Here is a 15,548-nt window from a genome sequence, read left to right on the forward strand (position 1 = left end):
TTGCTCTGTCAGCCTGAGCCGATCAGGACGGAGTGGAAGAAGTCAGCTTGCCATGACACTGCTTGTACTTCTTGCCAGACCCACAGGGACAGGGATCGTTACGCCCCACTCGCGGACCGCGTCGTGCGGGCTCCTGAGCGGCCTCTGCCTGGGCCTCAGCCTCCGGAATCGCGGATGCCTGCGCATGCTGGAGCTCCAGTTGCTGGCGACGCTGGGCTTCCAGTCGGCGCTGCTCCATCTCTTCCATCTGCTCGCGGGTCATCGGTTCCACATGGGCCAATACGCGGATAACTTCGTGCTTGAGATTATCCAGCAGGCTCTGGAACAAGTGGAAGGATTCGCGCTTGAATTCCTGCTTGGGGTTTTTGTTGGCGTAGGCGCGCAAACCAATACCCGCGCGCAAGTGGTCCATGCTGGAGAGATGCTCCTTCCACAGCTGGTCCAGCACCTGCAGCATCACCTGGCGCTCGATGGTCGGCATCAGGTTCTCGTCGCCGGTGCTCTCGGCAATACGCGCCAGTTTGTTCTGGTACGCCTGCTGTGATTCTTCGACGATCTTCGCCCGCAGGCTCTCCTCGTGCAGGGTGCGGTCTTCATCCAGCCACTGCTGAACCGGCAATTGCAGGCCCAGCTCCGCCGCCAGCTGCTGTTCCAGTGTGGGAATATCCCACTGTTCTTCAACGCTCTGCGGCGGAACATGAGTGGAAATCAGCTCATTCACCACGTCGTCGCGGATGGCTGTGATGGTGTCACTGATGGAATCCGCTTCGAGCAGCTCGTTGCGCTGGGAGTAGATCACCTGACGCTGGTCGTTGGCCACATCATCGTATTCCAGCAACTGCTTGCGGATATCGAAGTTACGACCTTCTACGCGGCGCTGTGCCTTTTCAATGGCATTGGAGACCATGCGGTGCTCGATGGCCTCACCGCGCTCCATACCAAGCATCTGCATGAAATTCTTCACCCGGTCAGAGGCGAAGATACGCATCAGGTTGTCTTCCAGAGACAGGTAGAAGCGGGTCACACCCGGGTCACCCTGACGACCGGCGCGACCACGCAGCTGGTTGTCGATCCGGCGCGATTCGTGGCGCTCGGTGCCGATGATGTGCAGGCCACCAGCCTCGATCACCGTCTCATGGCGTTTCTTCCACTCATCTTTGATCGCGTCGATTTCTTCTTTGCTTGCTTCACGCCCCTCGCGCTCCTGCAGCTCTTCGACTTCCGCTTCCCAGTTGCCGCCTAGCACGATATCCGTACCGCGACCAGCCATATTGGTGGCGATGGTGACGGTACCCGGGCGGCCGGCCTGGGCGATGATCTGCGCTTCTTTTTCGTGAAACTTGGCGTTCAGTACCTGATGCTCGATCTTGGCTTTCTGCAGCATGCGCGACATCTCTTCCGAGGTCTCGATGGAAGCAGTACCCACCAGGATCGGCGCCTTCTTGTCGCGGCAGTATTTGATGTCTTCAATGATCGCTTCGAGCTTCTCCTCCTTGGTGAGGTACACCAGGTCGTTCAGGTCGTCGCGCTGCTTGGGCTTGTTGGTGGGGATTACCACCACATCCAGGCCGTAGATCTGGCGGAATTCGAACGCTTCGGTATCTGCAGTACCGGTCATACCGGACAGTTTGGGATAGAAGCGGAACAGGTTCTGGAAGGTAGTAGAAGCGAGGGTCTGGCTCTCGCTCTGAATCTGAACATTTTCCTTCGCTTCCAGCGCCTGATGCAGGCCCTCGGAGAGACGGCGGCCGGGCATGGTTCGGCCGGTGTGTTCGTCGATCAGCACCACCTGACCGTTCTGCACGATGTAATCCACATCTTTGTGGAACAGAACGTGCGCACGCAGCGCGGCATTCACATGGTGCAGCAGGCCAAGGTTACCCGGTGCGTACAGGGATTCGTCCTCTTTCAGCAGGCCGCCGCGGGTCAGCAGGTCCTCGATCAGCTGGTGACCGTCTTCGGTCATCTCTACCTGACGGGATTTCTCGTCCACGGTGTAGTGGCCTTCGCCGCCCTCTTCCCCACGCTCGAGCTGGGGAACCAGCTTGTTCATGGCCATATACAGCTGTGAGGAGTCTTCCGCGGCACCGGAAATGATCAGCGGAGTACGCGCCTCGTCGATCAGGATGGAGTCAACCTCATCCACAATGGCGAAGTTCTGCGCGCGCTGGGTACGATCTTCCTTGCGCAATACCATGTTGTCGCGCAGGTAGTCGAAGCCGAATTCGTTGTTGGTACCGTAGGTGATGTCCGCCTGATAGGCAGCTTTTTTGTCTTCCGGGTGCTGCTGGGAAACCACGATACCCACGGTGAGACCGAGAAACTCGTACACCGGACGCATCCAGTTGGCATCCCGGCTGGCGAGGTAATCGTTCACGGTAACGATATGGACACCCTTGCCCTCCAGCGCATTCAGGTAGGCTGGCAGGGTCGCCACCAGGGTTTTACCCTCACCGGTGCGCATTTCCGCAATATGCCCTTCGTGCAGGGTCATACCGCCGATCATCTGCACATCAAAGTGACGCATGCCCAGTGCGCGGTCACTGGCTTCCCGCACCGCGGCGAAGGCCTCCGGCAGAATCTGGTCTAGGGTCTCGCCCTGGGACAGGCGCTGTTTGAATTCTTCTGTCTTGGCTTTCAGCGCGGCGTCATCCAGCGCCCTGTACTCATCTTCCAGCGCGTTGATCTTGGCGACCACCTTGCGCATACGCTTGAGTTCCCGGTCATTTTTTGAACCGAAGACTGTTTTTATCAGTTTGCCAATCATTATTCAGAAACCACATTAATGCTGAGTGTGCCCCGCTCTCCCTGATTCAGGGGGCGGCGCGAAAGGGTGCAAGTAAACAGGAAGGCGCCAACGCCCGCAACCATTCAACGCCAACCACCGGGCCCTGATGAAGCACAGGGCGCCAGGCGGTGCAGCGTTTCGAGCGCTGCCGCGCAATGATAGAGGATAGTTGTTATCTGCCGGTTCGGCGGATATAGGTGGCGGGGTCTACAGGACGGTTGTTCTTGTAGACTTCAAAATGGACATGAGGACCGGTGGAGCGACCACTGGACCCCATCAGGGCAATGACCTGCCCCTTCTTCACAATATCGCCCAGCTTGACCTTGAGCTCGCTATTGTGACCGTAGCGTGTTTTGTAACCGTTTCCGTGATTGATCTCCACCAGCTGGCCGTAACCGTAGCGGTCTTCCGCCCAGGTCACCACACCCGCGGCAACAGACACCACATCGGAGCCATTCTTACCGGCGAAATCCACACCCTTGTGCCAGGAGCGACGGCCACTGAACGGATCGGTGCGGTAACCGTATCGGGACGACATCCAGCCACGGGTAATCGGACGCCCGGCAATGAACTGCTCATCCTGCAACTGGCGGCGCGCCATCAGGGAATCCAGGGTGGAGAGTTGCATCTGCCGATCTTCGATCTGATCCGACAGGTCGCCAATCACCTCGAGGAATTCCGGGGGCTGGTAAGGAAGTTCGCTGGCGCCGCTGATGCCCGGATCTTCGGGACCACCGACTGCGGGTACGGCACCGAACTGAAACTCGCCTTCGTCCAGCTTGGCAATGGTGGTGAGACGCTCACCGAGGGCATCCAGGCGGGTCAGGCGCGCCTGCATCTCCGCAAGCTTGACCGTGAGCGCGGTAAGCTGCTCCCGCGCCTGTTGATCGGCGTCGTCGATCTGTTCCTGCTGCTTGCGCAGCGCCTTGCTCCATGCCTTGACCGCACGGGCATCGAAAACGTCGGATTCGGCGGTGGGCAGATTGGCACCCAACCACAGGGCACCAACCGGCAGGCCCAACAGACAAAGGCTGAGCAGCGCTTTGCTGAGCCCTCCGAAGTTGAAGCTGCGGGAGATACCTCCACGCTCATTGACGAGAATAATTTTCATATCAGGCGTGCAAGAATTGCGACATTATTTGTTTTATTTGGTTTAGTCACCGGGCCGGCTTTTGAAGGCATCGGACCGATGCGGGACTGTCGCTTCCTGCTGTCCCAAGGCCATCCCCATGGCCAGTGGCTGCCAGTCCCTCAAGGCGGCTGGCTACCGGAACCTACTACGTACCCTATGCAGGCACGTAAAAAAGCCGGCAATTTCTGTGCCGGCTTTTCCGTCTGCGCCTCTTACACCGCCAGAATCGGCTTGACGTAAGAGATAGGCGCTTCTTGTTCGTCCTCGAAGGTCACCATTTCCCAGGCGTCTTCCTGCGCCATCAGGGTGCGCAAGGATTTGTTGTTCAGTGCATGGCCAGATTTGAACGCCTTGAACTCGCCGATCACACTGGTACCCAGCAGGTACAGGTCACCGATGGCGTCGAGAATCTTGTGCTTGACGAATTCATCTTCGTAGCGGAGACCGCCTTCGTTGAGAATCCGGTACTGGTCGATAACAATCGCGTTATCCACACTGCCACCCTGCACCAGACCTTTGGAGCGCAGGTATTCGATTTCGTGCATGAAACCGAAGGTGCGCGCGCGGCTCACTTCCTTGACGAAGGAGGTACTGGAGAAGTCCACCGAGGAGCTGAGATTGCGCCCCTGGAAAACCGGGTGATCGAAATCGATGGTGAAAGACACCTTGAAGCCATTGAAGGGCAGGAAGCTGGCAACCTTATCGCCCTCTTCTACCGTAACCGGCTTCTTGATACGCAGGAATTTCTTCGCAGCGGACTGCTCCTGAATCCCCGCGGACTGGATCAGGAATACGAATGGGCCGGCACTGCCGTCCATGATCGGAACTTCCTGGGCGGACAGTTCGACGATCGCATTGTCGATACCCAGACCAGCCATGGCAGACAGCAGGTGCTCAACGGTGGCAATACGCACATCGCCCTTCACCAGAGTGGTGGAAAGCAGGGTGTCGCCCACGTTCTCAGCACGCGCTTCAATCTCAACCACCGGATCCAGATCGACCCGACGGAATACGATACCACTGTTTACCGGCGCCGGTTTCAGGGTCAGAACGACCTTTTTACCGGTATGCAGGCCAACACCAGTGGCTCGAATGGCATTTTTGAGAGTGCGCTGTTTGATCATCTATGTCTTGGTTCCCATTCGGTGAGCTGCGCACGAACCGCAGCGAGCCGGCGATAGTAACAGAAAATAAACGCCAAAACTACAAATAACGACCCGGTCATCCTTGTAGTCCAGGGCAGAGCTATTCAGCTCTGATCCCTGTAAGCATAGCCCAGTACGAGGACTGTAACGCCAAACTAGCGCACAGGAATGCCCTTAATTGTACGACCTGACCTATCAGCCGGTGGTTAAAAAATGTTAACCCTGAAGCCAAAACCCATTAGTCAGGGTATTGGTCACGATTTCTGGCACTGTTCTGATGCCACACCGGGCTGGAACTACTCGCGCGGGAACCTGGAAAAGGTTTTCGACTGACGATTCCCTTTTTGTGTGTGCCCGTCTTTAACTGCAATGAAATGACTTGCATTGACTTGAAACAATCAGATCAGTACCCCGGATTGTGCAGCGACGGGCTGAACACATCCTGAATGGGGCACCTCTTCTGGTGGCAGCTTCCCTGCGTCCACGACTTCATCCTGGCCCGGCGATATCGCGAGACAGCCCCCTTTACAGGGGGCATGTCCGGACACCGCACACCGGAGCGGGCGGAGACCCGGCCTGAAAGGCCGGGTGTAGACATGAGCAGATGTTTCCGCCCCACGACTCCGGTGGGTGCGGGACGGAATCAGTCTGCCTGGCGACGAAGGAAAGCGGGAATATCGAGGTATTCCATATCCTGATCGGCCGGGTTCAATGGCGGCATGGAGCGTGCCGGACGCTCCTTCTCCACCCGGCCACCGCGCACTTCCTGGGTGTCACGGGTGGCATCTGCCGGCGCAGCCGGGCGTGCCGCTTCACGGCTCTCCGGACGACGGGCAGTGTTGTCCACTACCTTGGTGGGACGGGCAACCTGGGCAGTAGCCTCGCCGAGACCCGCCGCAACTACGGTGACGCGCATTTCATCGCCCAGCTTGTCGTCAACCGCGGTGCCAATCACCACGGTGGCATCATCGGAGGCGATTTCCTGAACGATCTGACCCACTTCTGAGTATTCACCCAGAGTCAGTTCCTGGCAGCCACCCTCTTCGCTACCGGTAATGATGTTCACGAGGATACCGCGGGCGCCCTGAAGGTTGACGTTGTCCAGCAGCGGGCTGCGAACGGCTTTCTCAGCCGCTTCGCGCGCTCGGTTCTCACCAATGGCCGCACCGGAGCCCATCATCGCCATGCCCATCTCGGACATCACGGTACGCACATCGGCGAAGTCCACGTTCATGATGCCCGGGCGGATCATCAGGTCGGCAATGCCCTGCACCGCGCCCAGCAACACGTTGTCCGCCTCTTTATAGGCGGCCTTCATGGTGATCTTGTTGCCGAGCACTTCCAGCAAACGATCGTTGGGGATGGTAATCAGGGAGTCGACCTTGTCGCGCAACTCGAGAATTCCGTCTTCGGCAACCGTGGCGCGTTTGCGGCCCTCGATCATGAACGGACGGGTAACTACGGCAACGGTGAGGATACCCAGATCCTTGGCGATCTCCGCCACGATCGGTGCACCGCCAGTGCCTGTGCCACCGCCCATACCCGCGGTAATGAAAACCATATCCGCACCGGTCAGTACTTCCGCGATGCGCTCGCGATCCTCCAGCGCGGACTGGCGACCCACATCGGGGTTGGCGCCCGCACCAAGGCCGCGGGTAATGGTGTTACCCAACTGCAGGATGGTCTGTGCCTCGACATCCTTCAGCGCCTGCGCGTCGGTGTTTGCGCAGATGAAATCCACACCATTCACTTCGCTGGCAATCATGTGCTTGACGGCGTTACCGCCACCGCCACCAACACCAATCACTTTAATGACAGGCTTGTCCTGTACGCTATCTACGAGTTCGAACATTGCTGTTCCCCTTTTTTGCTCATGTCCAAATTTTAATTATCGATCCCGGTAATTATTTTCTGAATCAGAGGTTGCCCCTGAACCAGTGTTTGACCTTGTCCCACCACTGGTTTTCGCTGCGCTGAACCGTGGAGCTCTTACTGCCCTTGTTGTCTTCCACCTTGATCGCATACATCAACAGACCAACGCCAGTGGAATAAATCGGATTGCTGACGATATCCGTCAAACCGGCAATTCCCTGCGGTACCGCGAGGCGCACAGGCATATGGAAAATTTCCTCGGCCAACTCTACAGCGCCTTCCATTTTTGAAGAACCGCCGGTGAGGACAATTCCCGCTGCACACAGGTCTTCGAATCCACTGCGACGCAACTCCGCCTGCACCAGGGTGAACAATTCGTCGTAACGCGGCTCAACCACTTCCGCCAACGCCTGACGGGAGAGATCCCGCGGTGCGCGGTCGCCGACGCTGGGCACCTTGATGGTTTCCCCTTCCCGCGCCAGCTTGGCCAGGGCACAGGCATATTTAATCTTCAGTTCTTCCGCGTGCGGCGTAGGCGTGCGCAACGCCATCGCGATATCGTTGGTCACCTGATCGCCGGCAATAGGAATTACCCCGGTGTGGCGAATGGAACCGCCAGTAAACACCGCGATATCAGTGGTGCCGCCACCAATATCCACCATGCACACGCCCAGCTCTTTCTCGTCGTCGGTCAGCACCGCATAGCTCGATGCCAGCTGCTCGAGAATGATGTCTTCCACTTCCAGGCCGCAGCGGCGAATACACTTTTCAATATTCTGAGCGGCATTCACCGCGCCGCTTACCAGGTGCACCTTGGCTTCCAGGCGTACACCAGACATTCCTAGAGGTTCCTTGACCCCCTCCTGACTATCGATCAGGTATTCCTGCGGCAGGGTATGCAGAATTTTCTGGTCCGCCGGAATTGCCACCGCGCGCGCGGCATCAATCACCCGATCCAGATCCTGCTGGGTAACCTCACGATCCTTGATCGCCACGATGCCGTGGGAATTCAAGCTGCGAATATGACTGCCGGCAATCCCCGCATAGACAGAGTGAATCTCACAGCCGGCCATCAGCTCCGCTTCCTCAACCGCGCGCTGAATGGACTGCACCGTGGATTCGATATTCACCACCACGCCCCGCTTCATACCCGTGGAGCGATGAGAGCCGATACCGACGATATTCAGTTCGCCATCTCCGGTCACTTCACCGACAATCGCCACGACCTTGGATGTACCGATATCCAGACCGACGATCATGCGTGGTTCAGTTGTTTGTGTCATTGGATTTTCAACCTCGCTGGACAAATGCGCCGATCCACATTGAGCATGTCAGATCAGGGCCGGGCCCAGCTTTTTATCTGCCTGTTTTGTTGTCAGTTTTCTTTTGTGTCTTTTTGTTTCCATTGCACCGCAACTGCATTGTTATAGCGGGTGTCTACGCCCACAATTTTTTGCAGATGCGGCGCCAGTACGCCGCGCGTCAGGCTGAGAAAGCGATCTACTCGCTCCAGCAGTTCATCGTGCCCCAGCTGCAAGCGGATACCACTCACCAGCTCAAGCTGCCACCCCGCCAGGTCGTCAAACGACAGCCGACGTACTTCCATATCTTTTGTCGTGAGCAGCCCGGCCAGCGCCTGGTACTGCGCCATGATCCGCTCCACCAGTTCCGCATCCCCGGCCAGCTCCGGCAGACGCAATTCCTTCAAATTTTCCGGTCGCGGCAACAATTCACCGCTGGCAATCAAAAGCTGATTGCCGCCCCAGATGGCGAGAGGTTCGGCCTCTTCCACTACCACCTCGACACCGTTGGGCCAGCTGCGGCTGACCGAAGCATTCACAATCCACGGGTTGGCCATCAATGCCGCGCGCATCTCGCCGATATCCAGCGAGAAGAACCCTTTGCGCAAATACGGCAGCAGGATGTCTTCGACCTGCGTCTCCGTTACCGCGCGAAACGGCGCTTTTACCCGTACATTTTCCAGCGCATCCACACGGCTTAGCTCTACCGCCGGAGCCTGTTGCCACAACCAGCGAGCGCTGTAACCGAGCCCCGAGCCCACCAGCAGCAGGAATGCCAATGCCAGCAGCAGCCGCAACGGGCGCAGGCCCGTGTCCTCGTTAGGGTCCGGCAGTGCACGGGCACCCCGAGGCGCCGGCTTACCACGACCTTTTTTTTGCTGCTGGGCCTTTTTCTCTCTCGCCACGTTTACGCTTCGCCAAACCGGGTCATTGAGACCGATTACTGATCCGAGCCGGACTTATCGCCAAACCGCCATTCCGACAGCTGCTGAGCGAGGCCACCAACATTACCCGCCCCCTGGGTGAGTACGATATCGCCCGGCTCCAGCAAATCCGCCAGTACCGGCGGGACCTGCTCGACCTTTTCCACAAAGATCGGGTCTATCTGGCCGCGGTTGCGGATACTGCGCGCAAGGGTACGACCATCTGCACCAGGAATTACCGCTTCACCGGCGCTATATACATCTAGAAGAACCAGTTTGTCGACCTGAGAAAGCACCTGTACAAAATCTTCGAACAAATCCCGGGTACGCGTGTAGCGATGCGGCTGATACACCATCACCAGCCGACGCTCGGGCCAGCCATCTCGCACGGTTTTGATGGTCGCCGCCACTTCCCGTGGGTGGTGACCGTAATCGTCCACCAGCATCACCGGTTCGGCATCGCTGGCATCACTCACCGGGTACTCGCCATAAATCTGGAATCGACGTCCGACGCCCTGGAAACCATTGAGCCCCTCGCGAATTGCCGCGTCGCTAACACCTTCTTCGGTTGCCACTGCGATCGCCGCCGTCGCGTTCAGCACGTTGTGGATTCCGGGGATATTCACACACACATCCAGCACGCTGCCATCCGGGCGATGCACATTAAAGAAGCTGCGCAGCGGTTCCTGGCGCACATCACTGATGCGGAAATCATTGCCCTCGTCAAAGCCGTAGGTTGTCACCGGGCGCGCCATGCGCGGGATCACTTCCTGCACATTAGCGTCATCCCCACAGACCACTGCCAGACCGTAAAACGGCAGGTTGTGGATAAAATCAATAAAGATCTGTTTGACCTTTTCAAAGTCCCCGCCGTAAGTCTCCATATGATCCGCATCGATATTGGTCACTACGGTGACCATCGGCTGCAGATGCAGGAAAGAGGCATCACTCTCGTCAGCCTCCGCAACTAGATAGCGGCTCTCACCCAGGGCCGCATTGGCACCAGCGCTATTCACCAGTCCGCCGATAACAAAGGTGGGATCCTTGCCATCGGCGGCAAAGATCGACGCGATCAGACTGGTGGTGGTTGTCTTACCGTGGGTGCCGGCAACAGCAATACCGTAGCGGTAGCGCATCAATTCACCGAGCATCTCCGCACGACGCACTACCGGAATACGGTGGTCCCGCGCCGCGATCAATTCCGGGTTATCCCCATAGATCGCAGAAGAATTGACCACGACATCCACATCGCTGACATTTTCAGCACTGTGTCCAATCAGTACCTTGATGCCCAGGCTGCGCAGTCGCTCGGTCACCTTGCTCTCGCGCAGGTCGGAACCGGAAACTTCGTAGCCCTGGTTCTGCAAAACCTCGGCGATACCGCTCATTCCCGCACCGCCCACACCGATAAAGTGGATCCGGCGAATGCGGCGCATGGCGGGCACGTGGTAGCGACGATCGCCGTTGTCAGTCATATTTTTCTCAACAGTTTCTGAATTCTTTGATTCGCGAGACATATCAACACCCCATCTCTTCGCGACATACGTCCAACACCCGGTCGGTCGCATCGGGCTTGGCGACACGGCGAGCAGCCTCGGCCATTGCCAGTAATTTCTCCGGCTCAGCGAACAGTTCCGCGAGCAGCGCGGCAAGTTGGTCTGCGTCCAGCGCATCCTGCTGGATTACCCGCGCCGCACCGGCTTTTTCCAACCACTCGCCGTTTTTGGTCTGGTGGTCATCGATGGCAAACGGAAAAGGCACCATGATGGCACCGAGCCCCGCCGCGGCGATTTCAGACACGGTCAGTGCACCGGACCGACAGATCACCAGATCCGCCTGTGCGTAAGCGCCCGCCATATCACTGATAAAGGGAACTACCTGCGCCTCAACACCCGCACGCTCGTATGCTTCCTGCGCCAGGTCCAGGTGACGCTGCCCCGCCTGGTGCACCACCTGTGGGCGCTGGTCCGCAGATAGTTTTGCCAGCGCTTGCGGCACCAGCTCATTGATCGCGACGGCGCCGAGGCTGCCACCCAGTACCAGCAAGCGCAGCGGTGAGGACTTGCCCACCCGCTCAGCTGGCGCTGGCAGCTCTGCGATCTCAGCACGTACCGGATTACCCACTTCCTGTGCTGCAGGTAATCCGCTGGGGAATGCCTCCAGTACACGGTTGGCGATTTTCGCCAGTAAACGGTTCGTGGTGCCGGCCACCGCATTCTGCTCGTGAATGATCAGCGGTATCCCCGCAAGCCGCGCTGCGACACCGCCAGGCCCAGTGGCAAACCCGCCAAATCCCAGCACCGCATCCGGCTTTACATTGTTGACGACCTCGCGTGCCTGCCAGATCGCTTTGCTGATCTGGATGGGCGCTTTCAACAAAGCTGCAGCACCCTTACCGCGAATCCCTTCCACCGTAATGAAGTGCAGCGGTATCTCCGCAGCCGGGATCAGCTGTGCTTCGATACCGCGCATAGTACCGAGCCATTCCACGCTGCCGCCCTGCGCCTGCAAAGCGCGAGCAACTGCCAAGGCCGGGAATACATGGCCGCCAGTTCCACCTGCCATCACAAGAAATTTTTTGCCGGTAAACGGCGCGTTGTCAGTCTGTGTCATCACGCCGCCTCCCCGGTTTTTCGATCACCCAGCTGCAGGGGGTTGAAAATAGGCAGCTGTCGAATCTTGGCGATACTGCCCTCCGATTCCCTTGCATCACTGTTCAGTTCTTTTTGAGCGCGCCACGCCAGGCCAAACAGGGCGAAACAAACCACCAGGCTGGATCCCCCGGAACTGACAAACGGTAAAGTCAGCCCTTTGGTCGGCAACAACCCGGAAGCCACGCCCATATTGACGAAGGCCTGCCCTGCCAGTAGTACCGCAATTCCGAAAGTCAGCAGCGCAGTAAAAAATTCCTGCTTCGCCAGCGCTTTGCGTACCAGCCGCAGCAGCGACCAGGTAAGCGCCACATACAGGCCGATCACAACCAGACCACCGAACATGCCCCACTCTTCCGCCAGAATCGCAAACACAAAATCCGTATGCGCCTCCGGCAGGTAAAACAGTTTCTGCACACTGTTACCGAGACCGACACCGAACCATTCACCGCGACCAAAAGCGATCAGTGACTGGGTCAACTGGTAGCCACCGGCATACTGTTCGCCCCAGGGATCGAGAAATGTCGTCAGGCGCTGCAGACGATAGGGACTAACCAGTGCCATCAACACCAGACCACAGGCAGCGAGCCCCACCAGCAGAAATGTGTGTGGCAGGCGCGCGCCGGCGAGAAATACCATCGCCAAAGCGGTCCCGGAGATGACCACCACAGAGCCAAAATCGGGCTCCAGCAACAACAGCACCGCCACAATACCCAGCACGGAGATCGGCACCATAAAGCTGCTCCAGTGCCGCAACTTCTCGTGGCGCCGGGTCAGAAAGCTGGCGAAAAAAATCAGACAGCAAAATTTGGCAATCTCCGCAGGCTGTACGGTAATCGGACCCAGCGCAATCCAGCGCATACTGCCGTTGACCGCACGTCCCACACCGGGAATCAAAACCACCAGCAACATGCCGCAGGCGAAAATCAACAGGGTCCAGGACATATTGGACCAGGTCGCCAGCGAGACGCGGCTCACTACCAATGCGCCAAAGGCACCCGCAGCCAGGAACACCAGATGCCGCTTTAGGAAATACCAGGCATCGTTGTATACGTCGGAGGCAAACGCGATAGAAGCCGAAGCCACCATGACCACACCGATACTGGCGAGTGCCAGCACACAGAACGGCAAGACCCAGGCGAACTCATCGACCTGCTCATTGGCCGCCGCTTTCAAATTGACCTGTTCCTTGCGGCTCACTGCACACCTCCTGCGCCCTGCGCAGTATTGGCGTCATCACTGGAGGCTGCGATCCGCTCATCGACCACACGACGAAAATCTTCGCCGCGCGCTTCAAAATTGCGGTACATGTCAAAACTGGCGCAAGCAGGCGACAGCAATACAAAATCACCGCTGCGTGCCATGGCGGTCGCTGCCGCGACCGCTTCGTCCATATTCGATGCCGCGGCATGAGTCACTTTGCCAGAGAAGGTTTCCGCGATTCTGGGGCCGTCCACACCGATGGTCACCAGTCCACGCAAGGTGTGCGCAGCAGCCGCCAGCGGGGAGAAATCAGCTCCCTTGCCATCGCCTCCGGCGATCAACACGATCTTTCGCTCACCTTCTGCGAGGCCGTCCAGCGCCGCTCGGGTAGCACCTACATTGGTCCCCTTGGAATCATTTACGAAGGTGATGCCATCGCGGTCCGCCACCCGTTCACAGCGGTGGGCCAACCCGGTAAATGTGCGCAACACCTCCAGCATGGTAACCATGGGCAAGCCAACCGCATTACCCAGTGCCAGTGCAGCCAGGGCGTTGGCCACATTGTGACTGCCCACCATGCCCAACTCGGCAGTCCGCATCAGCTTGTCGGCCCCCTGTGCCAGCCAGCTCTCACCATCGGCGTAGATAACACCAAATTGCTGCAGGTCGGGACGATCCAGCCCAAAACTCCACTCGCGGCTTTCGCGCGACAGGGGCCCACGAGTCAGCGGATCCGCGCGATTGATTACGAACTGGCGTGCGTGGCGATAAACCCGCTGCTTGGCCTGGTGATAGGCAGCCAGATTCTCATAGCGGTCCATATGGTCGGCACTGATATTCAGAATCGTCGCAACTTCGGACTGCAGCGAGTAAGTGGTCTCCAGCTGGAAGCTCGACAGCTCCAGCACAAACAGTTCCGGAAGCTTTTCTTGCGCGGCCAGCAGATCCAGTACCGGCACCCCGATATTGCCACCCACACGGACGTCCACGCCGGCTGCTTCTGCCATCATTCCCATCAGGGTTGTTACGGTGGTCTTGCCATTGGAGCCGGTAATCGCAATCACTTTTGGCGCAGGCTCGGCGTTAGCCAGCTCGCGGGCAAACAGCTCGATGTCGCCAATCACCGGAATTTCAGCTGCCACTGCCGCAGCAATCGCAGGCTCCGCCACGCCAATACCCGGGCTCGCGATAATCTCACTGGCCGCCAACAGCGTCTCGCGTTTCAGAGGGCCGCACTCGACAGGCACGCCGGGAAACTCTTCGCGGAACGCGGCCAATGCCGGCGGCGCTTCGCGACTGTCCACCACAACCGGAGAAATACCCTGGCGCAGCAGAAAGCGCACTACCGATTGCCCGGTAGCGCCCAGTCCGATCACCACTTTTTTCTCTGAGGTTGCGATGAGGCTCATTGGCTCTACATTTATCCCAGTGTGTTCAATTCAAATCAGCGCAGTTTCAGTGTCGCCAAACCGGCAAGCACCAGTACCACGGTAATAATCCAGAAGCGCACGATGACCCGCGGCTCCGGCCAGCCTTTTAATTCAAAATGGTGGTGCAGCGGCGCCATGCGGAAAATACGTTTCCCGGTCAGCTTGAATGAGGCCACCTGCAAAATCACCGACACAGTCTCCATCACGAATACCCCACCCATGATGAACAGTACGATCTCATGGCGGGTGATAACGGCGATGATGCCCAGTGCCGCACCCAGTGCCAGCGCCCCCACATCGCCCATAAATACCTGGGCCGGATAGGTGTTAAACCAGAGAAACCCCAACCCGGCCCCACCCAAAGCGGCGCAGAATACGGCGAGCTCCCCCGCTCCGGAAATTGATGGGATATGCAGGTAGGTGGCGAATTCCACGTGTCCCACCAGGTAAGCGATAACGCCCAGCGCACCGCCGACCATGACCGAAGGCATGATTGCGAGGCCATCCAGGCCATCGGTAAGGTTGACCGCATTACTCGAACCAACCACCACGAAGTAGGTCAGTAGAACAAAGGTGATGGGTCCCAAGTTGATCGCCACATCTTTGAAAAACGGCACAAACAACTGGGTCTCCGCGGGCGTAGTCGCACTCATATACAGATAAATGGCTGCGCCCAGCCCCGCCAACGACTGCCAGAAATACTTCCAGCGAGCGATCAGTCCACGGGAATTTTTTTCCACGACTTTTTTGTAGTCGTCCACAAAACCCACTGCACCAAACACAAAGGTAACCAGCAGGGTTACCCACACCAGCCGGTTGCTGAGATCAGACCACAGCAGCGAGGCAGAAAAAATTGCCGCAAGGATGAGGGTCCCCCCCATGGTTGGGGTACCGGACTTGCTCAAGTGAGACTGCGGACCATCGTCACGAACAGCCTGCCCTACCTGCAGGCGGTTAAGCCAGGTAATCATGCGCGGGCCTACCAGCAGAGAAATACCCAGTGCCGTAAGCGCACCAAGAATGGCGCGCACGGTCAGGTAATTGAAGACCGAGAAGCCCTTCTCAAACTGTTGTAAATATTCAGCCAGCCAAAGCAGCATCGT

The 15,548-nt window shown here is 58.1% G+C and carries 11 protein-coding genes; all 11 read right to left on the reverse strand.

What is annotated here, in order from left to right; all coding sequences use genetic code 11:
* Window positions 1-22: 22 nt before the first annotated feature.
* Window positions 23-2,767, reverse strand: coding sequence for a preprotein translocase subunit SecA (secA, locus tag HUW35_RS01000; protein ID WP_181253873.1), 2,745 nt, complete (start codon window positions 2,765-2,767; stop codon window positions 23-25).
* Window positions 2,768-2,960: 193 nt separating this feature from the next.
* Window positions 2,961-3,899, reverse strand: a complete 939-nt coding sequence (locus HUW35_RS01005; RefSeq protein WP_181253874.1) for a M23 family metallopeptidase — start codon at window positions 3,897-3,899, stop codon at window positions 2,961-2,963.
* Between the two features lie 233 nt (window positions 3,900-4,132).
* Window positions 4,133-5,044: a UDP-3-O-acyl-N-acetylglucosamine deacetylase gene (lpxC, locus tag HUW35_RS01010; RefSeq protein WP_066966379.1), complete on the reverse strand. Its 912-nt coding sequence runs from the start codon at window positions 5,042-5,044 to the stop codon at window positions 4,133-4,135.
* A 664-nt stretch (window positions 5,045-5,708) separates the two neighbouring features.
* Entirely contained in the window at window positions 5,709-6,917 is a 1,209-nt protein-coding gene (ftsZ, locus tag HUW35_RS01015) for a cell division protein FtsZ (RefSeq protein WP_181253875.1), read from the reverse strand.
* A 64-nt stretch (window positions 6,918-6,981) separates the two neighbouring features.
* Window positions 6,982-8,220 (reverse strand): cell division protein FtsA, encoded by a 1,239-nt coding sequence (gene ftsA / locus HUW35_RS01020; RefSeq protein WP_181253876.1) that lies wholly within the window; start codon window positions 8,218-8,220, stop codon window positions 6,982-6,984.
* Window positions 8,221-8,312: 92 nt separating this feature from the next.
* Window positions 8,313-9,143, reverse strand: coding sequence for a cell division protein FtsQ/DivIB (locus HUW35_RS01025; RefSeq protein ID WP_181253877.1), 831 nt, complete (start codon window positions 9,141-9,143; stop codon window positions 8,313-8,315).
* A 35-nt stretch (window positions 9,144-9,178) separates the two neighbouring features.
* Window positions 9,179-10,636, reverse strand: a complete 1,458-nt coding sequence (gene murC, locus HUW35_RS01030) for a UDP-N-acetylmuramate--L-alanine ligase (protein WP_181253878.1) — start codon at window positions 10,634-10,636, stop codon at window positions 9,179-9,181.
* Window positions 10,637-10,679: 43 nt separating this feature from the next.
* On the reverse strand, window positions 10,680-11,774 hold the full coding sequence (gene murG / locus HUW35_RS01035; protein ID WP_181253879.1) for an undecaprenyldiphospho-muramoylpentapeptide beta-N-acetylglucosaminyltransferase: 1,095 nt from the start codon (window positions 11,772-11,774) through the stop codon (window positions 10,680-10,682).
* Window positions 11,774-13,012: a putative lipid II flippase FtsW gene (ftsW, locus tag HUW35_RS01040; protein ID WP_255463407.1), complete on the reverse strand. Its 1,239-nt coding sequence runs from the start codon at window positions 13,010-13,012 to the stop codon at window positions 11,774-11,776. The genes murG and ftsW overlap by 1 nt, the downstream gene beginning before the upstream one ends.
* The gene (murD, locus tag HUW35_RS01045) at window positions 13,009-14,424 is read right to left on the reverse strand and encodes a UDP-N-acetylmuramoyl-L-alanine--D-glutamate ligase (protein WP_181253880.1); all 1,416 of its coding nucleotides are present in this window, start codon (window positions 14,422-14,424) and stop codon (window positions 13,009-13,011) included. Before murD ends, ftsW begins: the two co-directional genes overlap by 4 nt.
* 35 nt (window positions 14,425-14,459) lie before the next feature.
* Complete coding sequence (mraY, locus tag HUW35_RS01050; protein ID WP_181253881.1) at window positions 14,460-15,545, reverse strand: phospho-N-acetylmuramoyl-pentapeptide-transferase; 1,086 nt, start codon at window positions 15,543-15,545, stop codon at window positions 14,460-14,462.
* Window positions 15,546-15,548 lie beyond the last annotated feature (3 nt).

Origin of the sequence: Microbulbifer sp. YPW1 (assembly GCF_013367775.1) — a bacterium.
Lineage (GTDB): Bacteria > Pseudomonadota > Gammaproteobacteria > Pseudomonadales > Cellvibrionaceae > Microbulbifer.